We start from the raw sequence: 15,025 nt of genomic DNA, 5'->3' as shown, positions 1-15,025 counted from the left end.
CCCACGTCCCCTTCGAAAACATGACGATTATTCGCCCGACTCACCGCCCGGAAGATTGCGAACCGACCGTAGAGGAAATCGCACAAATCCAGCGCGACCGGCTTGCCGCCGTGCGCCGCGAACTGAAAAAGCGCGATTTGACCGCCGCGATCCTGTTCGACCCCACGCATATGCGCTATGCGACCGGCTCGCGCAACATGCAGGTCTATTCGATGCGCAATCCGGCGCGCTATCTGTTCGTACCGGCCGAAGGCAAGGTCGTGCTGTTCGAATACGCCGGCTGTGATTTTCTTGCCGACGGACTCGATACGGTCGACGAAGTGCGGCCGGCTACCGCGATTTCCTATTACTTCTGCGACGACATGCTGGGCCGCGTCACCGAACGCTGGGCCGACGAAATCGACGAGCTGGTCAGGCAGAGCGGCGGCGGCAAACGCATTGCCATTGAGAGCGCAACGTCGGCGGCGGCCTTTGCGTTGCAAGCGCGTGGCTATCAGATCAGCGATGCGCAGGAACCGCTCGAACGGGCCCGCTCGATCAAAGTACCTAACGAGATCAAGATGATCCGTTCATCGCTGCGTGCCGCCGAAGAGGGCGTGCGTAAGCTGGAAGCCGCACTCGTGCCCGGCATCAGCGAAAACGAACTCTGGTCGCATCTGCACAAGCACATCATCGAAACGGACGGCGACTACGTGGAAACACGTTTGATCAGCTCGGGTCCGCGCACGAATCCGTGGTTCCAGGAAAGCAGCCCGCGCAAGATCCAGACAGGCGAACTCGTCGGTCTCGATACGGACGTAGTGGGACGCTTCGGCTATTACGCGGACTTCTCGCGCACGTTCCTGTGCGGCGACGCTCCCGCCACGACAGCACAGAAAACGCTCTACACACTCGCCTATGAACAGGTGCATTCGAACATGGAGAACGTGCGCGCCGGCACCACTTTCCAGGAGTTCATCGCGAAGGCCTGGAAGATTCCCGGCCCGTACCAGGCGCGCCGCTACTTCGCGCTCGCGCATGGCGTCGGCATGACCGGCGAGTATCCGTACATCGTCCATCGCGAGGACAACGACGCCAAGGGCTATGACGGCGTGATCGAGCCCGGCATGACGCTGTGCATCGAAAGCTATATCGGCCATGAAGATGGCGGCGAAGGCGTCAAGCTGGAAGAGCAGGTGTATGTGCGCGACGACGGCCGCGTGGAACTGCTGTCCGACTATCCGTTCGAGAAGCGCCTGCTCGCTTGAGCGCATGGCGTGTCCTCACCGGCATGTGTGGCAGAGGTTCGGTCCCTCGTGCATGCCGGCTCATTGCAATTCAACGCTCCAAGGGTGATCGACAATGCAATTCAGACAACTTCGGGCGGTGTTGTGCGCCGCCGCCATGACTTTGACCGGCGTCACCGCGCACGCCGCGGATAGCTGGTGCGCGCAGGGCAAGACGGTGCATTTCGCCGGCATTACATGGGAAAGCGGCTCCTTCGCGACCGAAGTGCTGCGGCAGATTCTGGAGAAGGGTTACGGCTGCAAAACCGATGTCGTGCCCGGCAGCACGGCCGCCACTGAAACCGCGCTCGCGCACAACGACGTGCAGATATGGGCCGAACAATGGACTGGGCGCAGCGAGATCACCGCCAAGGCCGTGGCTTCGGGCAGCGTCAAGCTGGTGGGCGACACCTTGCCGGGCGGCACGAAGGAAGGCTGGTTCGTGCCGGAATACGTGGTGAAGGGCGATCCCAAACGCGGTATCAAGCCGCTCGCAGCGGGTCTTGTTTCGGTGACAGACCTGCCTAAGTACAAGAGCGTATTCGCGGACGACGAGGAACCGGACAAGGGCCGCTTTCTCAACTGTCCGACGGGTTGGGATTGCGAACGGGTCAACACACGCTTGCTGAAGGTGCTGAATCTCGATGCGAGCTACACCAACTTCCACCCAGGCACCGGCGCCGCGCTCGATGCCGCTATCGCTTCGGCGTACCAGCGTGGCGCGCCGATTGTGTTCTATTACTGGGGCCCGGCCGCGCTGATGGCGAAGTACCGGTTCGTCGAACTGAAGATGCCTGCCTATAACGACGCATGCTGGAAGACCTTGCGCGACGAAAGCAGTACCTCGCAATGTGCTTCCTCGTACATGGTCTCGCATGTCACGGTAGGCGTATCCACACCGTTCTACGACGCCGACCCGCAACTCGTGTCGATGCTCGGCAAGGTCAAGTTTCCGATGGACTTCCTCAACAGCACGATCCTCGAAATGAGCACGAAGAAACTTGACGGCTCGGCCATGGCAACACAATTCCTGCGCGAGCATCCGGAGATGTGGAAGCAATGGGTGCCTGTCGACGTCGCGTCGAAAGTGCAGGCCGGACTTGCTGGCGCCTGACGGGCTGTAACGTCAGGCGGATTTCGACGGCACGAGGTCTTGCGGCTTCGTGCCGGACTGCAGGTGGTGTACGGCCTGTGGTCTACCTGTAGTGGAGGAGGGGTCATGCATTCGTTTTTTCTGCATCTTTCGATTGCCGACTGGGTGAACGACGCCGTGCAATCGTTCGTTACCCGTTACGGCGACAGCTTTCACCAGTTCAGCATTGCGCTCTTACGCTATGTGCTCGTGCCGCTCGAAGGCGCATTGCGCGCGTTGCCGCCATGGCTGATCCTGCTGACGGTCGGCGTGGTGACGTGGAATGCGACGCGGCGCCTGAGCATTGCCGGCTTCTTCATGCTGCTGCTCTATGCGATCGGTTGCTTCGGTCTGTGGGAAAAGCTGATGCAGACCCTCGCATTGATGCTGGTGGCGACGGTGCTGTCGGTCTCGCTCGGTGTGCCGCTCGGCATTCTCACCTCGCGCAGCGCGTGGCTGCGGCGCGTGCTGTTGCCCACGCTCGACGTCATGCAAACGCTGCCCAGCTTCGTCTATCTGATTCCGGTGCTGATGCTGTTCGGCCTCGGCAAGGTGCCGGCGATCCTCGCCACCATCATCTATGCGCTGCCACCGCTGATTCGCCTGACCGATCTCGGCATCCGCCATGTGGATGGCGAGGTGGTCGAGGCGGCGCGCGCCTTCGGCACGACGCGCTGGCAGTTGCTGGTGAACGTGCAGATGCCGCTGGCGCGGCCCAGCATCATGGCCGGCATCAACCAGACGACGATGATGGCGCTCTCCATGGTGGTGATCGCCTCGATGATCGGTTCGCGCGGCCTCGGCGAAGATGTACTCGCCGGCATTCAGACGCTCGACGTGGGCAAGGGGACACAAGCCGGCATTGCCATCGTGATCCTCGCAATCGTGATCGACCGTATCAGCCAGGGCTATGGGCAGGACCGTCGTGCGCGACGGGTGTTAGCGCAGCGCAGAAAGGCCCGGGCGGCTTCACGCATTCCTTATCGTGCGAGCAGTACGAATGCGGATGAAACATCGGCGGCTGAAGGCGGATTCGAAACCCGCACGGCCAAATGACAGGAAAAAGCGAGGAGAGCGACATGGCAGCGATTGAAGTCAACCACGTGTACAAGCTTTTCGGGCCGCCGGCCAGTCACGCGCGCGTGCTCGACCTGTTGCGAAGCGGCAAGGGCAAAGCCGATGTGCTGGCACAAACCGGTTGCAATGTCGGCTTGAACGATGTCAGCCTGAATATCGGCGCGGGCGAAATCTTCGTGATCATGGGACTGTCCGGTTCCGGGAAGTCGACCCTTGTGCGCCATTTCAACCGGCTGATCGAGCCGACCGCGGGCGAGATCGTGATAGACGGCTCCGATGTCATCAAGCTCGGTGCGCAAGGCCTGCGTGACCTGCGCCGCTATAAGGTCAGCATGGTGTTTCAGAATTTCGGACTATTGCCGCACCAGACCGTGCTCGACAATACGGCGTACGCATTGCGTGTGCGCGGCGAATGCAAGTCAGAGGCCAACGAGAAAGCCCGTGTCTGGCTCGGCAAGGTGGGCCTGAACGGCTACGACGAACACTATCCGGACGAGTTATCCGGCGGCATGCGTCAGCGGGTCGGCTTGGCCCGCGCGCTCGCCGCGGATACGGACGTCCTGCTGATGGACGAGGCATTCTCCGCGCTCGACCCGCTGATTCGCACGGAAATGCAGGACCAGTTGCTGCAACTGCAGGCCACGCTAAAGAAGACCATCGTATTTATCACGCACGATCTCGACGAAGCGCTGCGGATCGGTAATCGCATCGCGATTCTGCGCGACGGCAAACTCGTGCAGGAAGGGACGCCCAACGAGATCCTGACGCGCCCAGCGGATGACTACGTGAGGCGTTTTGTCGAGCGCCGCTCGGATCGTGGCACGGTCAGCCATTGATGTTGAGCCCGGTTTCACGGCGCAATCTCCGGAATGTCGGGCAAGCCATCTTTGGGCCCGAGTATGTCATCGACCGCGAGGTCTTGGCAGTCGGGTGCCGGAGCGGCCGTCGCTGTAACCGTCTCGATTCCAGCATGACTTCCTGTGTCAACGACGTGAGTTGTTTCGGCTTGCAAGGCGACGCTGCAACCTTGCTCCTCGAGCAGTGAGGTCGAGTTACTCGCGCGGCATTCCTTGTGCAAGCTGTCGGCCCAGTCCGCAAAGCCGAGGAGCTCATTTCGCTCTTTCGGATCCCCGACCAGTTTGGCGTACCTGGCATAGGCGAGCCCCGCGCGTGTCGGATCTATCTTGACGGCGCTCACGTATTCGCGGCGCGCGCCGTTGTCATCGCCGAGCAACCTGAGCGACTCCGCCAGATTGACGTGCGCTTCCTGATAGTCAGGTTTCAGATAAACGGCGATATGGAAATCGTCGCGCGCATTTTGCAAGTCGGACTTCGCTTCAGCGGAATGGCGGTCAGGCGCTTGTCTCGCCAGTGCCAGCCAGGCGCGGCCAATTGCATTGAACGCCGCCTCCCTTGACGAATGCAAGGCAATGGATCGTTCGAAAGCGCCGATCGCCTGTTTGTGGCAACCGAGCTCGCTGAGTGCGACACCCCAGTTATAAAAGCTCCAGGACGACGGGTATTCGGCGGATAGGCGGCTGACCGCGTTGATTTCGCCTTTGTAATCGTGGTTCACCTCGTCGATCTTCGAGAGTCCGAGGAGGGCCCATTTGTAGTTCGGCTGTTCGTCTCCGGCATCGACGATGCTCGAAAATATCCGTTCAGGCTCGGCAAAATCGCAGCCGTTCTTGTCACCGTAGCAGCTCGTCTGGGCTTCGGCCGACCGGTACGAGGCGTAGATATAAGGACTGTGCTTCTTCAGCACATCGCTGGCGAGATTGGGGAGTTTCTTCTTCAGATCGGCGATTGCGCCTTCGGTCGTGTCGAAACGGTAAACCTGGCCGCGTTCCACCAGGACCAGATGTAAAACGTAGTGGTCTGGGGTGCCGGTTACGCTGCCCGAGATGGTTGAAACCGGAAGCGGCAGCGCCTCGCGCACGTACTGCAGGATCGTCTTCGCGGAAATGGATGTGCCGGGCACGGAGAAATCCGGCATGTCGGAATCGAGCCTGATTTCTTCTTTGGCGGAGGCGGGTATCACGTTTGCCGCGCTCTCTTCGAGGACGATCAGTTGGCCCGCGACGAGTGACTGGACCACGTCGCTGGAGTAGCCGATTTTGGCGAGTTCCTCGGGAACAGAGAAGTTTTCGATGACGGTCTCGCGTGCGGATAGCAATTTCCAAAGCACGGCGGCGGCAAGGCATGCGCCGATCAGAAGCAGCAGGTTCAGCGAAACGATGCGCAGGTTGGACGTGAAGGTTGCGAGCTTCGCAAGACGGCCTTCGTGCGGGGTGCCCGTTTTCCTGGGTGTCGGCCCTGGCTTTTGCTCGGATTTCTGTTCCGGCTCGGGCCTCTGTCCCGGATGCGGCGGATCGGTTGGCTTGACCGCTTTCAGATGTGGGGGGCGATGAGCTCCGCGATGATGTTTCTGTGCGTGCATGTTGCCTCCCCTCGGTGAGCCGGCTTCAACAAAACGAAGCTGCGAGGCGAGGATTTAACAATTGGGCAGTCTGCGTGACCCGACGCTTTTAAACAGGTTCGACTGTCTCGCGCACGATGCCGAAGTGCGTCTTGAGTCCATCCCAGCCGAGCGCCGTGACGGCCACTGACCGCGTGGTGGAAGATTTGCGCACCCAGCCCCATGCAAGAAAGGCATCCATCAGCCGGGCGCCTAATGGCCCCGCGACGTGAAACTGCCGCTCGGTCCAATCGAGACATTGGCGGGCCAGTTCCGTTTGGCCTACCGGCAACTCGCCGATATCGATGCCGAGCTGCTGCAGCCACGCGTGGCCGGATGTGGTGAGCGCGTAGCGGCGCTCGCTCGCCTCGACGAGGAAGCCCCGCGTGAGCATGCTTTGCGTCACCGCGATGCTGATCTGGCCCGCCAGATGGTCATAGCAGCAGCGCGCGAAACGCAGTGCCTGCGCCGAGCGATTCGGCGTATTGCGCCAGGCCGGGGTCACCGGGCCAACCGACGCGAGGCTCTCAAGCACGTGCGAAACGTGCGCGCCGGCGAGCCGGTAATAACGATGCCGACCCTTGCTTTCGACGCTCAGCAAGCCGCCGTCGAGCAGCTTGGAGAGGTGTGAGCTGGCGGTCTGGGCTGTCACGCCCGCCGCTGCTGCAAGCGCGCCGGCCGACATGGTGCTGCCGTCGGCGAGCGTGATCAGCATCACCGAACGAACCGGTTCGGCGATCAGGTGAGCAACGCTCGAAATATTGTGCTGGCCCATTTATGTGCAATGTCCGTCATTGATGCGTGAGTGACACCTGCTGGCAGGTGAGCAGTCGCCCACACGCACACTTCGATACAGCCCGAAGCATTCTCTGTGTGGGCCGCCTTATAGTCAACGGCGAAGCAGAAAAAAGGGGCTGGAACTCTTGAACGATGAACGTGAATATCAGAAGCGTGTATTGATCGCGACGAGCCTCAGCTACGTCATTGTCATCCTGGATACGTCGATCGTAAACGTTGCGCTGGAGCCGGTTGCGGCGAATCTGGGCTCGGATATTGCCGGCTTGCAATGGGTGGTCAACGCTTACACGCTGACGTTTGCCAGCTTGCTGCTGAGCGGCGGCGCGCTAGGCGACCGGATCGGCGCGAAAACGGTCTACCTCGCCGGATTGCTGGTCTTCGCTGGCGCATCGGCGTTATGCGGATTGGCGCCGGATTTGCAGATTCTGGTGGTTGCGCGGGTATTGCAAGGCGTCGGTGCGGCACTATTGGTGCCGTGTTCGCTGACCCTGATCAACCATGCTTTTCCGGTTGCCCGGCAGCGCGCCAGCGCGATCGGCGTATTGGCCGGGTGTGGCGGTATCGCGATGGCGGCGGGGCCTCTCGCCGGTGGTCTGCTGACTCATCTGCTTGGCTGGCGCAGCATTTTTCTGGTGAACGTGCCGATCGCGCTGATCGGCGCGTGGCTGACTACGCGCGTCGATTCGGTGCGGCCGGCCAGCTCGGACAGGTCGATGGATGTCGCCGGGCAACTGCTCGCCGTCGTTGCGCTCGGTGCGTCGGTAGCCGTGCTGATCGAGGGAGCGAAGCTCGGGTGGAAAGCGGGCGCGATACATGCAGGCGCGGCGATTGCGCTTGCCGCCTGGGTTGCGTTCGTGCTCGTCGAGGTCAGGCGCAAACAACCGATGCTGCCGCTGGGCTTCTTTCGTAGTCCAGTATTTTCTGCGTCGGCATTCGTTTCGCTGATTTCCGGCCTGATTTTCTATGGCTTGTTTTTCCTGTTGAGCTTGTACTTCCAGTCTGCCCGCGGATGGTCACCATTGCAGACCGGCCTCGCATTCCTGCCGTTGACCGTGATGGTGGCCATCGGCAGCTTCGTATCCGGCGCGTTGAACCGGACGTACGGCGCGCACCGGCTCGTTTGTGCTGGCTTCCTGCTGTATGCACTGGGTTTCGCCGGGCTCGTGGCGCTCGCGGACGATGCGCCGTACTGGCGTATTGCGCTTTGCTTTCCCGCAGTCGGTTTCGGGGCGGGGGTGATTTCGCCCGCGGCGACCGCCGCGTTGATGACAGCGGTGGACAAGGCGCGTGCCGGCGTCGGGGCGGGTGTGCTCAACGCGAGCCGGCAGACAGGGGCCGCTTTTGGCGTCGCGATCTTCGGCGCGCTGATGAATACGATCCAACCAGTCGACGCTGGGATTCGAGTGGCGGTGTATCTGGCGATCGGCCTGTCGCTGCTGGGTGTGCTGGTTTGGAGTGTCGCTTTGGCCGTGGCGACGCGTTATGCGGGCAGTGATGCCTGGTAAGCGGGGTGAACCGCAAAAGTGCGGCGCGCTGGGCGGCATCGGCGGTCGCCGGCCCGAACATCTCGTGAGCGCTTTGCCGCGGTGTTCCGGGCTGGTCGCTCTGGTCACGTAAAAACGACCTGGCCACATTTGCTGAAGCGGGTGCCATGCCCGCTCGTGGCTCCTCATGTGGACCAGGCGATTTATTATCGCTGGTACTAGTCAGGTGCATTTTCGGCCACCGATACTGAATTCATCTGCTATGGCCGCCGTGCCACATTCGCTCGCTGCGGATCGCCACTACCTGGGGCCGGTCCTGCATTGGCCGGCGGATTCAGCAGAGATGATTTGATCGCTTACGAAAAGCAGACGGAGACTTCATGCTCAAGTTCCTGATTGGGATCGGCATCCCCTATATCGGCGTGATAGGCCTGCTGCCCTGGGTCGCCTCGGTCGATCGATTTGTCCTCGGCGTGCCGTTCATCTATGCGTGGATTTTCGCGTGGTTTGTCCTGACGTCCATCTGCCTGCAGGTGTGCTGGCGTCTGTTCGATCGCCGCGCGGACGAAGCCGATCCGCAAACCCACTGAAGCAGCAGGAGAGCCAGGATGTCCACCGTTGTCTTTCTCGGTTTGATTCTCTTTTCGCTGTATCTGGCGATACGGTCCAAAAAAGGCCATGGCGCGCAAAGCGTTCATGACTTCTTTGTCGCGTCCCGGCAGTTTGGCGCGTATCTGGTGTTTTTCCTCGCTGCGGGCGAAATCTACAGTATCGGCACGATGGTCGGCTTTCCAGGTGGCATCTATGCCAAGGGGCCCACGTATGGGGTCTGGTTCCTGGGATACATCCTGCTGGCGTATCCCGTCGGCTATTTCATCGGGCCGAAAATCTGGGAAGCCGGCAAACGCTATAACGCCATTACGCTGCCCGACCTGTTCAAAGGCTACTTCGGCAACCGTGCGCTGGAGGTGATCGTCGCCGGATCGGCGATTCTGTTCCTGCTGCCGTGGGGCGAGTTGCAATTCACGGGGCTCGTTGCCGCGTTCAAGGGCCTCGGCTGGAATTTCCAGCCGCTCTATCTGATTCTGATTTCAGCAATGCTGGCATTCACCTACATCGCTATTTCCGGCGTGCGGGCGTCGGCGTACATTGCGATCCTGAAAGACGTGCTGATGGTCGTGGCGATTGTGATCACCGGACTCGCGGTTTCGTGGGAATCCGGCGTCACGGAAGTTTTTCATGCCGCGAGCCTGCACGTCAGCAACAGCATGAACGCCAGTCAACTGACGTTTTCGATGAGCACCATACTGTTCCAGTCGTTGGGGTTCTATGTGATGCCGTTCGCCGTGCAGGTTTTCTTCACGGCCACCAGCCCGAACACGATCCGGCGCACCCAGGTGGCCATGCCGCTGTACATGCTGATGTATCCGTTTCTGGTCATCGCTTCGTACTATGCGATCAGTCAGAACCTGCACCTCGCGTCGCCGAATGAAGCGTTCTTTGCCGCAGCGATCCGGCTGCTGCCGGGCTGGCTGCTGGGTTTGGTCGCGGCCGGCGCCGCGCTATCCGGTCTGCTGGTGCTGACGGGTATCTGCCTCGCCATCGGCCCGCTCGTGACGCGCAATCTGTTGCCGAAGATGCCCGAGAGCAGGCAGAAAGCCACCGCGAAAACGGTGATCGTGGTCTACCTGCTGGTCTCGATCGTGATGACCTTGCTGACGCCGAATCTGATGCTCACGCTGATCAATACCGCGTACTACGGCGTGACCCAGTTTTTCCCGGGCGTGATGGTCATTCTGTTTTCGCTTCGAGTCAAACCGGCCGCCGTTGCAACGGGTATTCTGACCGGCCAGATCCTCGCGATCATCCTCTACATCCTTCATGTCGATCTCGGCGGATTCAACCTGGGCCTGCTGTGTCTCGTGATCAATATCGCGGTGACTGCCGTGCTGAACCATGGCTGGAAGCGTAAGCCGGTGCATGCGCTGTCCTGACCGTCCTGCCTGTGTCCTGAACCAAAGAACAGCTATCCATGAATTCGATTGAACGCGGTCCCGTCACCGTCTTCGTTGCCAGAAAAATTCTGACGATGAATCCGGCCCAGCCGCAGGCCACGCATGTTGCCGTGCGAGACGGCAGAATTCTCTCCGTCGGCAATCTGGAGGACGTGAGTCGCTGGGGCGAGGCTGAGATCGTCGACACGTTCCAGGACAAAGTGTTGATGCCTGGTCTCGTCGAAGGGCATTGCCATCTGATGGAAGGCGCCATGTGGGATGCCGTGTATCTCGGCTACTACGACCGGCGCGGTCCCGACGGCAAACTGTGGCGAGGACTAAGAACGCTGGACGAGGTGATCGAACGGCTCGCTGAAGCACAACGCGTTATGACGGATGCTGAGGCGCCGCTGCTCGCGTGGGGCTTCGATCCGATTTTCTTCGGCGCGAGCCGTCTGTCGGTTAGAGAACTCGATACCGTTTCCGCGAGCCGGCCCATTGTCGTGCTGCACGCGAGTGTGCACCTGATGAACGTCAACACCGCCATGCTGGCGCTCGCCGGTATCGATGAGGACACCGACATCGACGGGATCGACAAGGACGGCGAAGGCCGGCCGACCGGCGAATTGCAGGAATTCGCCGCCATGTTCCCCGTGTATCAGGTGATCGGCAGCCAGCTTTCCATTGCGGCGAGCGAAAAGACCGAGGCCATCTGGAACTTCGGCAAGGTCGCGCAACTCGCGGGCGTGACTACCGCGACGGATCTGGTCAACGATCTTTCGGCGCTGGGCAATCGCAATCTGCGCGAAGTCACAGCCGATCCGCAGTATCCGGTCAGAATCGTGCCCGCGTTTGCTCCGCAGCGAAGCCCTGATAACGGCGTCGAAAAAGTACTGGCGGCCATTCACGACAGCACGGAGAAATTGCGGTTCGGCCCGGTCAAGTTTATCGTCGATGGATCAATTCAGGGGTTCACGGCGCGGCTCAAATGGCCTGGTTATGTCGGCGGCCAACCGAACGGCTTGTGGCTGATTCCGCCGAGCCAGCTGGAAGAAGTGTTCACGCCGTTTCACCGCGCGGGGCTGCAACTCCATATTCATACCAACGGCGATGAAGCCACCGAGGTTGTATTGAACGCCCTCGAGAAGATGCTCGACGCCTGTCCGCGCAGCGATCATCGCCACACGCTGCAGCACTGTCAAATGGCTGACGCGAGCCAGTTGGCCCGCGCGGCGAAACTCGGCATGTGCATCAACTTTTTCTCCAACCATATCTACTACTGGGGCGACGCCCACTACGCGCAGACCATGGGCCCCGACCGGGCGAACCGGATGAACGCGGCGGGAACGGCGCGGCGTCTGGGCATTCCTTTTGCCTTTCATTCGGATGCGCCGATCACGCAGTTAAGCCCGCTGTTTACCGCCTGGTGCGCGGTGCAGCGCAAGACGGCCAGCGGTCGCGTGCTAGGTGCGAGCGAATGCATCCCCGTGGCGGACGCATTGCGCGCGATTACGCTGGGGGCGGCCTATACGCTCAAGATGGAGCATCTGATCGGCAGTATCGAGGTGGGCAAATTCGCGGACTTCGCCGTGCTGGCGGACGACCCGACCGAGGTCGCAGCCGAACAGTTGAAAGACGTCGAAGTGTGGGGCACGGTGCTGGGCGGCCGCGTGTTTCAGTCGCCGGCAAAATGAACGACGTGGCGCAGTCGACTGCTCGGCCACCCATTCCGCTGGTGGTGCTCGGCGGCTATCTCGGTGCGGGAAAGACGACGCTGCTCAACCATGTGCTCTCGAATGCGGGTGAGCGCGGGGTGGCGGTGCTGGTCAACGATTTCGGTGATATCAATATCGACGCCGCACTGATCCGCGAACGCACGGACGACGTCATCAATCTGGAGAACGGCTGCGTTTGCTGCTCGATAGGGGGCCGCCTCGTCGATGCGCTTGTGAAGATCAGCGCGCGTCCCGAGCGTCCTGAGCTTTTGGTAATAGAAGCCAGCGGTGTTTCGGATCCCGTGAAGATCGCGCAGATCGGTCTGCTCGACCGGGCATTCAGGTTGGTCGGGATCATCGTTGCCGTGGATGCAGAGCGGATTGGGGCGACCTTGCTCGACCCGTATGTTGGCGATATTGTGCGTCGCCAGATCGCGGGCGCGACGGCCCTCGTGCTCACCAAGACCGACCTCGTGACGGAGCAGGAAAAAGTCGCGGCGAAGGAGATGGTGTCGTCGTGCGCGACCACTTCCATCCTGCTCGAATCCGCAAACGGATCCATCCCGCTGGAGTTGATCTTCGACGCGAGTGTCGTGCCTCGTCATCGCACCGGTGGGCCCGCTTTCGCGGCGCGCGAGCATGTCAATAGTCATCAGGATATCTGCAGTTTTTCCTTTCGCTCGGACTTTCGCCTCGACAGGAAGAAACTCAGGGACGTGTTTCGCAGCCTATCGGTCCCGCTCTTGCGGGCGAAGGGCATCATATGGCTCGACCAGGAGGCTTCTCCGCAGGAGCTCCATGTGGTCGGCGGCCGCATTCTGATCACGCCTTTTGCAGGTCACGCAGCGGGTGAATCGACGATCGTTCTGATCGGTCGCTTCAGCGACGAAGACGAGCGTACGGTGAAGCGCTGCCTCGAAAGCACACAAGCGCTGAACTAGCGTTAGCCTCGCACCAGCGTGCAGCGGTCATCACGTCAAGCAAGTCAATCGCACTAAACCCACCAAGCCTACCAACGGTCTGAATCCGAAAACCCGGCTCCGAGCCAGTCAACCCGCGTCTCCCCGACACACGCTGCACCAGGCGAAACCAGCGCACTGGCCCTACCGTCGAGCGGACACGAAACTTACACTTTTCCATAAGAGATCGCCGCTTAGGCAAGCTCACGAGTCTCACCCAATTCACCAAGCAGGAGACATGCATGGCCACAACAGAAACGTCCGCATCGAAGGTCACCGCGGACACGCTCGCCGCATTTTCAGCCGCGTTCAATCGTCACGATGCGAACGCGCTGATGGACTTCATGACCGAAGACTGTGTGTTCGACGCCGCCGGCGGAAGCGAAGTCTATGGCGCGCGCTTCGTCGGCCGCGACGCGGTGCGCGCGGCGTTCGGAACAGTCTTCAAGACTTTCCCGGATGCACATTGGGGCAAGGGCCGTCACTACGTCATCGGAGAACGCGGTGTGTCCGAATGGGTCTTCACGGGGACGCATGCGGAAGGCTGGCGCATCGAAGCAGAAGGGTGCGACCTCTTCGAGTTCCGCGATGGTCTGATCGCAGTCAAGCGCGCGTTCCGCAAGGAACGTCCGAAGCAGAACGTTTGACGCCGACGAGGAGCTTCTCATGGAGCAAAGTGTCATCACACGGGTCGGCGAAGGTCTGTCCGCAGGACGGGATAGCGCAACACAGTATGACCCGAGATACGACCCGCTGGTCTCGCCGGGACCGGGGCATGGCAAACAATACGCACCGACCTACTGGGCGGCGACTGCCGGCACGCCGCCGCCGGACGACGGTCCGATCACGAAAGATATCGACGTGGACGTGGCGATCATCGGCGCAGGGTATACGGGGCTCGCGACGGCGCTGTGTCTCGCGCGCGAGCATGGCATCAAGGCTGTGGTGCTCGAGGCCAACAAAACCAGTTGGGGCTGCAGCAGCCGCAATGGCGGACAAGGGCAGAATGCGTCCGGACGCCTGTCGCGTTCCCAATGGATCGAGCGTTGGGGTAAAGACGTCGCGTTGAAAATGCACGACGAGATCCAGGAAGGCTTCGACAACTTCAAGTCGCTGGTGGCGGAAATCGATTGCGATCCGCAGCCGGGTGGCCACTTTCTGATTGCGCACCGGCCGCGCATGATGGACAAACTCGCTGCCGAAGCCAAAGTCTGGAAAGACGTTTTCGGTTATCCGTCCGAGCTGATCGACCAGGCCACGTTTCGCCGCGAGTATGTCAATGATTGCGAGGCAGCTGGCGCGCTCCACGAACCCGAGGGTATCGGCATCCACGCGTTGAAGCTCGCGTATGGCTATCTGCGGCTCGCACGCGAAGCAGGCGCGCGCGTTCATCCGGCGAGCCCGGTAATCGGCTGGGAAACCATTAACGGCATTCATCATTTGCGCACGCCGGGCGGCATCGTGCGGGCTCGCTCCGTGGGTATCGCGACCGGCGCGTATACGGCGCCGGACCTTCATCCTTCGCTCACGAGCCGGGTGATGCCGATCCTGTCGAATTCGATGGTGACGCGTCCGCTCACGCAGCAGGAAATCGCCGCCTGCAATTTTCGAACGACGCAGGTGCTCACCGATACGCGCACGCTGCGTTTCTACTACCGCTTCCTGCCCGACAACCGGCTGCAGATCGGCAGCCGTAGCGCGATCACCGGTGCGGATGCGCCGAATCCGCGCCACTACGAGTTGCTCGTCGAAGGGATGGGCCGCAAGTTTCCGGCGTTGCGCGGTGTCCAGATCGACTATTCATGGTGGGGCTGGGTGGATGTGAGCCACGACATGATGCCGCGCGTGTGCCAGCCGGATCCGAAGCAGTCGGTGTTTTACGCACTGGGCTATGGTGGCAACGGTGTGTCATATTCTCAGCAGGCGGGGCGACGCCTCGCCGAACGGATCGCGGGCAAAGGGTCGAAGCAGACGTTGCCGATTTTCACGTCCCCGTTGCCCGGCCATCCGTTCGCGCCGTTCCGTCGCATTGGACAACGGATGCTCTACCAGTTGTATTTCCGGCGCGACGAGAAACCTTGAACGTGGCCTGCGTGCCGCGCCACCCGCGGCACGTTAGTCGCCAGCCGTCGTGCGTCACTTG

General features: G+C 61.1%; 13 protein-coding genes. 11 read left to right on the top strand and 2 right to left on the bottom strand.

Annotation, left to right across the window (positions count from 1 at the left end; genetic code table 11):
• The first annotated feature begins 20 nt into the window (after positions 1 to 20).
• The 4 genes from PQQ86_RS31725 to PQQ86_RS31710 all read left to right on the top strand — a co-directional run bounded on the left by PQQ86_RS31725 (position 21) and on the right by PQQ86_RS31710 (position 4,310).
• The gene (locus tag PQQ86_RS31725) at positions 21 to 1,247 is read left to right on the top strand and encodes a M24 family metallopeptidase (protein ID WP_408276116.1); all 1,227 of its coding nucleotides are present in this window, start codon (positions 21 to 23) and stop codon (positions 1,245 to 1,247) included.
• Between the two features lie 94 nt (positions 1,248 to 1,341).
• On the top strand, positions 1,342 to 2,379 hold the full coding sequence (locus PQQ86_RS31720) for an ABC transporter substrate-binding protein (protein WP_408276114.1): 1,038 nt from the start codon (positions 1,342 to 1,344) through the stop codon (positions 2,377 to 2,379).
• A gap of 105 nt (positions 2,380 to 2,484) precedes the next feature.
• Complete coding sequence (locus PQQ86_RS31715; RefSeq protein ID WP_408276111.1) at positions 2,485 to 3,453, top strand: ABC transporter permease; 969 nt, start codon at positions 2,485 to 2,487, stop codon at positions 3,451 to 3,453.
• A gap of 23 nt (positions 3,454 to 3,476) precedes the next feature.
• Positions 3,477 to 4,310, top strand: coding sequence for a quaternary amine ABC transporter ATP-binding protein (locus PQQ86_RS31710; RefSeq protein ID WP_408276108.1), 834 nt, complete (start codon positions 3,477 to 3,479; stop codon positions 4,308 to 4,310).
• A 14-nt stretch (positions 4,311 to 4,324) separates the two neighbouring features.
• On the opposite strand, the gene PQQ86_RS31705 is transcribed toward PQQ86_RS31710, so the two are convergent.
• Together PQQ86_RS31705 and PQQ86_RS31700 are read right to left on the bottom strand one after the other, a co-directional pair.
• The gene (locus PQQ86_RS31705) at positions 4,325 to 5,914 is read right to left on the bottom strand and encodes a tetratricopeptide repeat protein (RefSeq protein WP_408276106.1); all 1,590 of its coding nucleotides are present in this window, start codon (positions 5,912 to 5,914) and stop codon (positions 4,325 to 4,327) included.
• An 88-nt stretch (positions 5,915 to 6,002) separates the two neighbouring features.
• Positions 6,003 to 6,707 carry an ArsR/SmtB family transcription factor gene (locus tag PQQ86_RS31700; RefSeq protein WP_408276103.1) on the bottom strand — a complete coding sequence of 235 codons (705 nt, stop codon included), beginning with the start codon at positions 6,705 to 6,707 and terminating at the stop codon, positions 6,003 to 6,005.
• 148 nt (positions 6,708 to 6,855) lie between these two features.
• Here PQQ86_RS31700 and PQQ86_RS31695 point away from each other — a divergent pair, with 148 nt between their 5' ends.
• The 7 genes from PQQ86_RS31695 to PQQ86_RS31665 all read left to right on the top strand — a co-directional run bounded on the left by PQQ86_RS31695 (position 6,856) and on the right by PQQ86_RS31665 (position 14,964).
• Complete coding sequence (locus tag PQQ86_RS31695) at positions 6,856 to 8,235, top strand: MFS transporter (RefSeq protein ID WP_408276100.1); 1,380 nt, start codon at positions 6,856 to 6,858, stop codon at positions 8,233 to 8,235.
• Positions 8,236 to 8,594: 359 nt separating this feature from the next.
• Positions 8,595 to 8,804 (top strand): DUF3311 domain-containing protein, encoded by a 210-nt coding sequence (locus tag PQQ86_RS31690; protein ID WP_097393771.1) that lies wholly within the window; start codon positions 8,595 to 8,597, stop codon positions 8,802 to 8,804.
• Positions 8,805 to 8,822: 18 nt separating this feature from the next.
• A complete protein-coding gene (locus PQQ86_RS31685) occupies positions 8,823 to 10,208 on the top strand; it encodes a sodium:solute symporter family protein (protein ID WP_408276097.1) in 1,386 nt (461 codons plus the stop codon).
• A gap of 38 nt (positions 10,209 to 10,246) precedes the next feature.
• Positions 10,247 to 11,902, top strand: a complete 1,656-nt coding sequence (locus tag PQQ86_RS31680; RefSeq protein ID WP_408276095.1) for an amidohydrolase — start codon at positions 10,247 to 10,249, stop codon at positions 11,900 to 11,902.
• A complete protein-coding gene (locus PQQ86_RS31675; RefSeq protein ID WP_408276091.1) occupies positions 11,899 to 12,864 on the top strand; it encodes a CobW family GTP-binding protein in 966 nt (321 codons plus the stop codon). The genes PQQ86_RS31680 and PQQ86_RS31675 overlap by 4 nt, the downstream gene beginning before the upstream one ends.
• A gap of 260 nt (positions 12,865 to 13,124) precedes the next feature.
• Entirely contained in the window at positions 13,125 to 13,529 is a 405-nt protein-coding gene (locus tag PQQ86_RS31670) for a nuclear transport factor 2 family protein (RefSeq protein ID WP_408276088.1), read from the top strand.
• Positions 13,530 to 13,548: 19 nt separating this feature from the next.
• Positions 13,549 to 14,964, top strand: a complete 1,416-nt coding sequence (locus tag PQQ86_RS31665) for an NAD(P)/FAD-dependent oxidoreductase (RefSeq protein ID WP_408276085.1) — start codon at positions 13,549 to 13,551, stop codon at positions 14,962 to 14,964.
• The last annotated feature ends 61 nt before the right edge of the window (positions 14,965 to 15,025 follow it).

The sequence above is a fragment of the Paraburkholderia sediminicola genome (assembly GCF_046026675.1).
Lineage (GTDB): Bacteria > Pseudomonadota > Gammaproteobacteria > Burkholderiales > Burkholderiaceae > Paraburkholderia > Paraburkholderia sediminicola_F.
Note: the sequence above shows the minus strand (reverse complement) of the source record. Positions and strands in the feature narration are given on the sequence as shown.

What these genes read in the sequence shown, in the direction of transcription:
- PQQ86_RS31725 (WP_408276116.1), top strand. Translation starts at nt 21, where the DNA reads ATGACGATTATTCGCCCGACTCACCGCCCGGAAGATTGCGAACCGACC.
- PQQ86_RS31670 (WP_408276088.1), top strand. Translation starts at nt 13,125, where the DNA reads ATGGCCACAACAGAAACGTCCGCATCGAAGGTCACCGCGGACACGCTC.
- PQQ86_RS31690 (WP_097393771.1), top strand. Translation starts at nt 8,595, where the DNA reads ATGCTCAAGTTCCTGATTGGGATCGGCATCCCCTATATCGGCGTGATA.
- PQQ86_RS31680 (WP_408276095.1), top strand. Translation starts at nt 10,247, where the DNA reads ATGAATTCGATTGAACGCGGTCCCGTCACCGTCTTCGTTGCCAGAAAA.
- PQQ86_RS31710 (WP_408276108.1), top strand. Translation starts at nt 3,477, where the DNA reads ATGGCAGCGATTGAAGTCAACCACGTGTACAAGCTTTTCGGGCCGCCG.
- PQQ86_RS31700 (WP_408276103.1), bottom strand. Translation starts at nt 6,707, where the DNA reads ATGGGCCAGCACAATATTTCGAGCGTTGCTCACCTGATCGCCGAACCG.
- PQQ86_RS31715 (WP_408276111.1), top strand. Translation starts at nt 2,485, where the DNA reads ATGCATTCGTTTTTTCTGCATCTTTCGATTGCCGACTGGGTGAACGAC.
- PQQ86_RS31675 (WP_408276091.1), top strand. Translation starts at nt 11,899, where the DNA reads ATGAACGACGTGGCGCAGTCGACTGCTCGGCCACCCATTCCGCTGGTG.
- PQQ86_RS31685 (WP_408276097.1), top strand. Translation starts at nt 8,823, where the DNA reads ATGTCCACCGTTGTCTTTCTCGGTTTGATTCTCTTTTCGCTGTATCTG.
- PQQ86_RS31705 (WP_408276106.1), bottom strand. Translation starts at nt 5,914, where the DNA reads ATGCACGCACAGAAACATCATCGCGGAGCTCATCGCCCCCCACATCTG.
- PQQ86_RS31665 (WP_408276085.1), top strand. Translation starts at nt 13,549, where the DNA reads ATGGAGCAAAGTGTCATCACACGGGTCGGCGAAGGTCTGTCCGCAGGA.
- PQQ86_RS31720 (WP_408276114.1), top strand. Translation starts at nt 1,342, where the DNA reads ATGCAATTCAGACAACTTCGGGCGGTGTTGTGCGCCGCCGCCATGACT.